Annotated in this window: 6 protein-coding genes; all 6 read left to right on the top strand. The window is 67.2% G+C overall.

The features are described from left to right. Window positions 1-1260: tetratricopeptide repeat protein (locus PHP91_RS04640; RefSeq protein WP_300137545.1), on the top strand; the 1260-nt coding region annotated here is incomplete at its 5' end. Continuing rightward, complete coding sequence (locus PHP91_RS04635) at window positions 1257-2165, top strand: hypothetical protein (protein WP_300137542.1); 909 nt, start codon at window positions 1257-1259, stop codon at window positions 2163-2165. The genes PHP91_RS04640 and PHP91_RS04635, both read left to right, overlap by 4 nt. Then, window positions 2162-2503: a hypothetical protein gene (locus PHP91_RS04630; protein WP_300137540.1), complete on the top strand. Its 342-nt coding sequence runs from the start codon at window positions 2162-2164 to the stop codon at window positions 2501-2503. The genes PHP91_RS04635 and PHP91_RS04630 overlap by 4 nt, the downstream gene beginning before the upstream one ends. 5 nt (window positions 2504-2508) lie before the next feature. Then, window positions 2509-2949, top strand: coding sequence for a ribose 5-phosphate isomerase B (gene rpiB / locus PHP91_RS04625; protein ID WP_300137538.1), 441 nt, complete (start codon window positions 2509-2511; stop codon window positions 2947-2949). Between the two features lie 21 nt (window positions 2950-2970). After that, the gene (gene tkt, locus PHP91_RS04620; RefSeq protein ID WP_300137535.1) at window positions 2971-4941 is read left to right on the top strand and encodes a transketolase; all 1971 of its coding nucleotides are present in this window, start codon (window positions 2971-2973) and stop codon (window positions 4939-4941) included. A 10-nt stretch (window positions 4942-4951) separates the two neighbouring features. Then, window positions 4952-5935: a class II fructose-bisphosphatase gene (gene glpX, locus PHP91_RS04615; protein WP_300137532.1), complete on the top strand. Its 984-nt coding sequence runs from the start codon at window positions 4952-4954 to the stop codon at window positions 5933-5935. Window positions 5936-6000: the final 65 nt, after the last annotated feature.

Here is a 6000-nt window from a genome sequence, read left to right as displayed (position 1 = left end):
CACGGCGACGCGGTGGAGGCCACCGAGCGGCTCGCCCAGATGCTCATGGACGCGGACCGCAATCCCCGGGCCCTGGACCTGCTCAAGAAGATTCCGCCCGAAAAGCGCAGCCCGGACGCGCTCTACACCATGGGCCGCGTCCAGGCGAGCCTCGGCATGCGCAAGGCGGCCATCACCAGCCTGAAGCGGGCCGTGGAGCTGGACCCCGGCTTCACCGAGGCGCTGGTGGAGCTGGCCTACCAGTATGAGCTGGCCAAGGACTACGTGGCCGCCGAAAAGGCCTACACGCGCATCCTGGAGCAGGACGCCTTTCCCGAGGCCCGGCTCCGCCTGGTCAACCTGAACCTCAAGCTGAACAACCCGGACCGAGCCCTGAAGATCGCCCTGGAGGGCCCGCACACCAAGTCCTTCATCCTCGACGCCACCCTGATGTTCATCAACGAGGACTTCTACGCCCAGGGCTCCACCGTGCTCGACATGCTGGCCGTGGGCGGCGAGGTCCCTGCCGAATACTATTTCTACAAGGCGGTCATCGCCGACGAGGGCGAGAAAGACCCGGCCAAGGCCTTGGGCTACCTGGACAAGGTCGGCAAGGACGACAAGCTCTATCCCCACGCCCTGCGCTTCAAGGCCCAGATTTATCACGCCGAGGGCGACACCCCGAAGGCCCTGTCCATCGCGGCCGAGGGGCGCCGACTCTTCCCGGACGGCGTCATTTTCTACGTCCTGGAATCCTCCCTGCACGCGGGCGAGGGCGACCTGGCCGGGGCCGAGAAGCCCCTGCGCGACGGGCTGGCCCGGCTGCCGGGCAACCCGCAGCTCACCTACGAGCTGGCCCTGCTCCTGGACCGCACCGGCCGCCGCGCCGAGGGACTGGAGATGATGGAACAGGTGGTCCGCTCCCACCCGGACGACGCCAACGCCCTGAATTACGTGGGCTACACCCTGGCCGAGGAGGGACGCGACCTAGCGCGCGCCCTGGTCCTGGTGGAAAAGGCCGCCGTCCTGGAGCCCGAGAGCGGGTTCATCCTCGATTCCGTGGCCTGGGTGCACTACCGGATGCAGTCCTACGACAAGGCGTGGGAGAACATCGGCTACGCCGTGGACATCGTGGATGACGACCCGACCCTGTGGGAGCACTACGGCGACATCGCGAAGGCCATGGGCAAGACCAGGGAGGCACGCAAGGGATACAACTACTCCCTGAAGTACAAGACCCCGCGTCCCGCCGAGGTCCGAAAGAAGCTCAAGGGATTATGATCCGCCCCCTCCGGCTGACGCTTTCCGGCGCGGCGCGGCCCGCCCTGCCGCCGGCGCTCCTGCTGCTGGCCGTCCTGTTGCTGCCGGCCCTGCCCGGCTGCACGCCCAAGCGCGGCGGGGACCTCGCGCCCGGCGCGCCCGCCTCGGCCTGGACCGCCTTCCGCAGCAACTACTGCGTCCCCGCCGCCGCGCCCGGCCTGCTGGTCAAGGCCTCCCTCTACTACACCCGCACCACGCCCGTGCGGCGGACCAACCGCACCCTGGTCACCCTGTGGGGCGACTTCTCGGGCCCCATGCGCCTCGACCTGGCCGCAGGCATGGGCAAGCTCCTGGCCCACATCCGCGAGGACGACCACGGCCTGCTGGTCTACTATCCCACCGAGGGCAAGGCCTTCACCCACGCCGACCCCGTGCTCGGGGCCACCCGGCTGGGCATGCCCTTTCCCTTTTCCCTGACCGAACTGGCCAGGGTCACGGCGGGCGATTTTTCGGGCCTTCTGCCCCGGGTGCCGGGCAAGGCCGTGTGCGACGGCTCGGGCTGCCGCTTCGCCATCAGGAACGGGCTGGTCACCGAGATCACCCTGGACCCGTCGGGCCGCCCCGTGCGGCTCAAGGGCCGGACCGCCAAAAACGGCGTCACCGCCCGGAACTGGACCCTGGAGATCAACAGCTACGGCGAATCCGTGGGGGGCAAGCCGCCGCTGCCCGAGCGGCTGAGCCTCGTCCTGGAGGACGGGGAAACCGGCGTCTTGCGCATCCGCTCCCGAGCGCTTAAACTGGCCCCCTGGCCCGCGAGGGCGCTGGACCTCGCCCTGCCGGACGGCACTGTTTCCCGCCGGCTTGACAGCGGGGCGAAATCCGCAGGGAATGGCGACATTCCCGTGATATACGAGGAAGACCGATGACGCGCGCAACCACCGACGAATCGATTCTGGACGTTTTTCTGCTCGGCCTGAAAACATGGCTGGCGGAGATCAAATGGCTGACCCGCACCGTGCTCGGGCGGTTCGAGACCGGCAGGCTTGAAAAAGAGCTGGAGAGGGAATATGCCTCCCTCGGACGCATCGCCGAGGCCCCCAGGGGCAGGATGGAGGAAAAGGACCTCTGCCTGAAGCAGATCGCCTTCCTCAAGGAAGAGATCGCCACCCTGCGAAGCGAGCTGGCGCGTGACCGCGAGGAGCGCATGTCCAAGCTGCGGCCCGAGGCCGACGGCCAAACCGGCAACGACCGAACCGGAGAGTAACCAACGTGAAAACCATCGTCATCGGCTCCGACCACGGCGGCTTCCACCTCAAGCAGGCCTGCATCAAGGCGCTTGGCGAGTGGGGCTACGAAGTCCTGGACCAGGGCCCGGACTGCCTCGATTCCTGCGACTATCCCGTGTACGCGGCCAAGGTCGTGGACCTGGTCAAGGCGGACGACGCCAAGCTCGGCGTGCTCATCTGCGGCACCGGCCAGGGCATGACCATGACCGCCAACCGCCTGGGCGTGCGCGCGGCCCTGTGCACCAACGAGTACCACGCCCGCATGGCCCGCGAGCACAACGACGCCCGCGTCCTGTGCCTGGGCGAGCGGGTCACCGGCCTGGGCGTCGCCCTCGGCATACTCAAAGCTTTTCTGGAAACCGGATTCGGGGGCGAGCGGCATCAGCGGCGCATCGACCTCATCGATTCCCTGGCCAAAAAATAATACGAACAAAGGGTCTTACCAATGAGCACCGCAACGGAAAAAACCATCGCCGTGGTCAAGGGGCTGATCATGGACGGCGTCGCCAAGGCCAACTCCGGCCATCCCGGCGGGGCAATGTCCTCCACCGATTACGCCACCATCCTCTTCTCCGAATTCCTCAACTTCAACCCGGACGACGCCGGATGGTTCAACCGCGACCGGTTCATCCTGTCCGCTGGTCATGAGTCCATGCTGCTCTACAGCCTGCTGCACCTGTGCGGGTTCGTCTCCATGGACGACCTCAAGCAGTTCCGCCAGCTCGGCTCGCTGACCCCCGGCCATCCCGAGGTGCACGTCACCCCGGGCGTGGAGGCCACCACCGGCCCGCTCGGCCAGGGCTTCGCCATGTCCGTGGGCTTCGCCTCGGCCGAGGCCTTCCTGCGCGAGAAGCTGGGCCCGGACGCCATGGACCACTATACCTACGTCCTGTCCAGCGACGGCGACATCCAGGAGCCCGTGGCCCTGGGCGCGGCCTCGCTGGCCGGTCTGTGGGGGCTCGGCAAGCTCATCGTCTACTACGACTCCAACAAGGTCCAGTTGGCCGGCCCCTGCGCCAAGGTGGACTGCACCGACCACCGCAAGGTCTTCGAAGGGCTCTGCTGGCAGGTCATCGAAGTGGACGGCCACAACCACGACGAAATCCGCGCGGCCATCAAGGCGGGCCGGGCCGAGACGGCCAAGCCGACCCTGATTATCGGCCACACCACCATGGCCAAGGGCTGCGCCACCATGGAGGGCAACCACAAGACCCACGGCGAGCCCCTCAAGGCCGACGAGATCGCGGCCACCAAGAAGAAGCTCGGCCTGCCCGAGTCCGAATCCTTCCACGTCCCGACCGACGTCCTGGACGGCTTCCGCGCCCGGTTCGACGGTCTGCGGGCCAAGGCCGCGGACTGGAAGAAGGCCGTGGACTCCAAGCTCGCCGCCGACAGCGCCTTCGCCGAGATGTGGGGCCACGTCACCCGCCCCCGCCCGGAACTGCAAATCGCCTGGCCGTCCTTCGAGCCCGGCCAGTCCATGGCCACCCGCGTGGCCTGGGGCACCTGCCTGAACGCGGTCATGGACTCCCTGCCCACCCTGGTGGGCGGCTCGGCCGACCTCGATCCGTCCAACCAGACCGCCAAGTTCCGCGCCACCTACGGCGACTTCGCGGTGGACGGCTACGGCGCGCGCAACCTCGCCTTCGGCGTGCGCGAGTTCCCCATGGCCGCCATCATGAACGGCATCCAACTGCACGGCGGCCTGATGCCCTTCGGAGCGACCTTCCTGACCTTTTCCGATTACTGCCGCAACGCCATCCGCATGTCCGCGCTCCAGGAGCTGCCGGTCCTCTACGTCTTCACCCACGATTCCTTCTGGGTGGGCGAGGACGGCCCGACCCACCAGCCCATCGAGCACGTCAGCTCGCTGCGGCTCATCCCGGAGCTCATCGACCTGCGCCCGGCCGACGCCAACGAGACCGCCGTGTGCCTGGACGTGGCCCTCAGGCAGGAGAAGCACCCCTCGGTCCTCTTCCTGACCCGCCAGAACCTGCCCACCCTCGACCCGGCCGAGTATCCGGCGGTGGTCGACGGCCCGCGCAAAGGCGGCTACGTGCTGCGCGACTGCGACGGGACCCCGGATTTGATCCTTATCGCCTCGGGCTCCGAGGTGTCGCTGGCCCTTGAGACCGCCAAGCTGTTCAAACGCAGGGTGCGCGTGGTCTCCATGCCGTCCGCCAAGTTGTTTGACGGCCAGCCGGAAACGTATAAGAATGCCGTATTGCCGCCGGAAGTCACCGCCCGCGCGGCGGCCGAGGCAGGCCGCACCGACGGGTGGTACAAGTACGTCGGCCTGGGCGGTGTCGTCCTCGGGGTGGACCATTTCGGCGCCAGCGCGCCGGGCAAGGTCCTGTCCGACAAGTACGGCTTCACGCCCGAAAACTTTGCCCGAATGATTCGGGAGAAATTCTAGGAGAATGATCATGGAAGCCCCTCAGAAAAACCTTGCCCTGGACCTTGTCCGCGTCACTGAAGCCGCGGCGCTCGCCTGCGCCCGCTGGCTCGGCAAGGGCGACAAGATTGCCGCCGACCAGGCCGCCGTGGACGCCATGCGGCTGTGCTTCAACACCCTGGAGATCGAAGGCCAGGTGATGATCGGCGAAGGCGAGAAGGACGACGCGCCCATGCTCTTCAACGGCGAGAAACTCGGCATGGGCATCGGCCCCAAGGTCGACATCGCCGTGGACCCGCTGGAGGGCACCAACCTGCTCGCCAACGGCCGTCCCAACGCCATCTCGGTGGTCGGCGTGGCCCCCGCCGGGTCCATGTTCGATCCGGGCCCGAGCTTCTACATGCAGAAGCTGGTCGTGCCCGCCCACGCCAAGGACGTGGTGGACATCGAGGCCCCCACCGGCCACAACCTGAAACTCATCGCCCGCGCCCTGGACAAGGACGTGGACGACCTGGTCGTCTTCGTTCTGGACAAGCCGCGCCACAAGAAGCTCATCTCCGACATCCGCGAGGCGGGCGCGCGCATCCAACTGCATACCGACGGCGACATCACCGGCTCGCTCATGGCCATCGACCCGCGCTGCGAGGTGGACGTGATGATGGGCACCGGCGGCACCCCCGAAGGCGTGCTCTCGGCCATCGCCATCCGGATCATGGGCGGCGAGATGTTCGCCAAGCTCGACCCGCAGAAACAGGACGAGAAGAACGCCCTTGCCGAGTTCGGCATGGACGTGCGCCGCGTGCTGACGGTCAGCGACCTGGTCCGGTCCGAGGACCTGTTCTTCGCGGCCACGGGCATCTCCGGCGGCACCTTCCTCAAGGGCGTGTCGTACCACGGCCACGGGGCCGAGACCTCCTCGCTGGTCATGCGCGGCAAGACCGGCACCATTCGGTACGTGGAGGCCATCCACAACTGGAATTCGCTGATGAAGTTCTCGGCCGTCGAGTACGACTAGGCCGGAATCCGAAATGACCAAAGGGCCGGGGCGGCAACGCTCCGGCCCTTTTCCTTTCGGTTTCG

Source organism: Pseudodesulfovibrio sp. (assembly GCF_028692895.1).
Classification (GTDB): domain Bacteria; phylum Desulfobacterota; class Desulfovibrionia; order Desulfovibrionales; family Desulfovibrionaceae; genus Pseudodesulfovibrio.
This window is presented reverse-complemented; position numbering and strand designations above follow the sequence as displayed.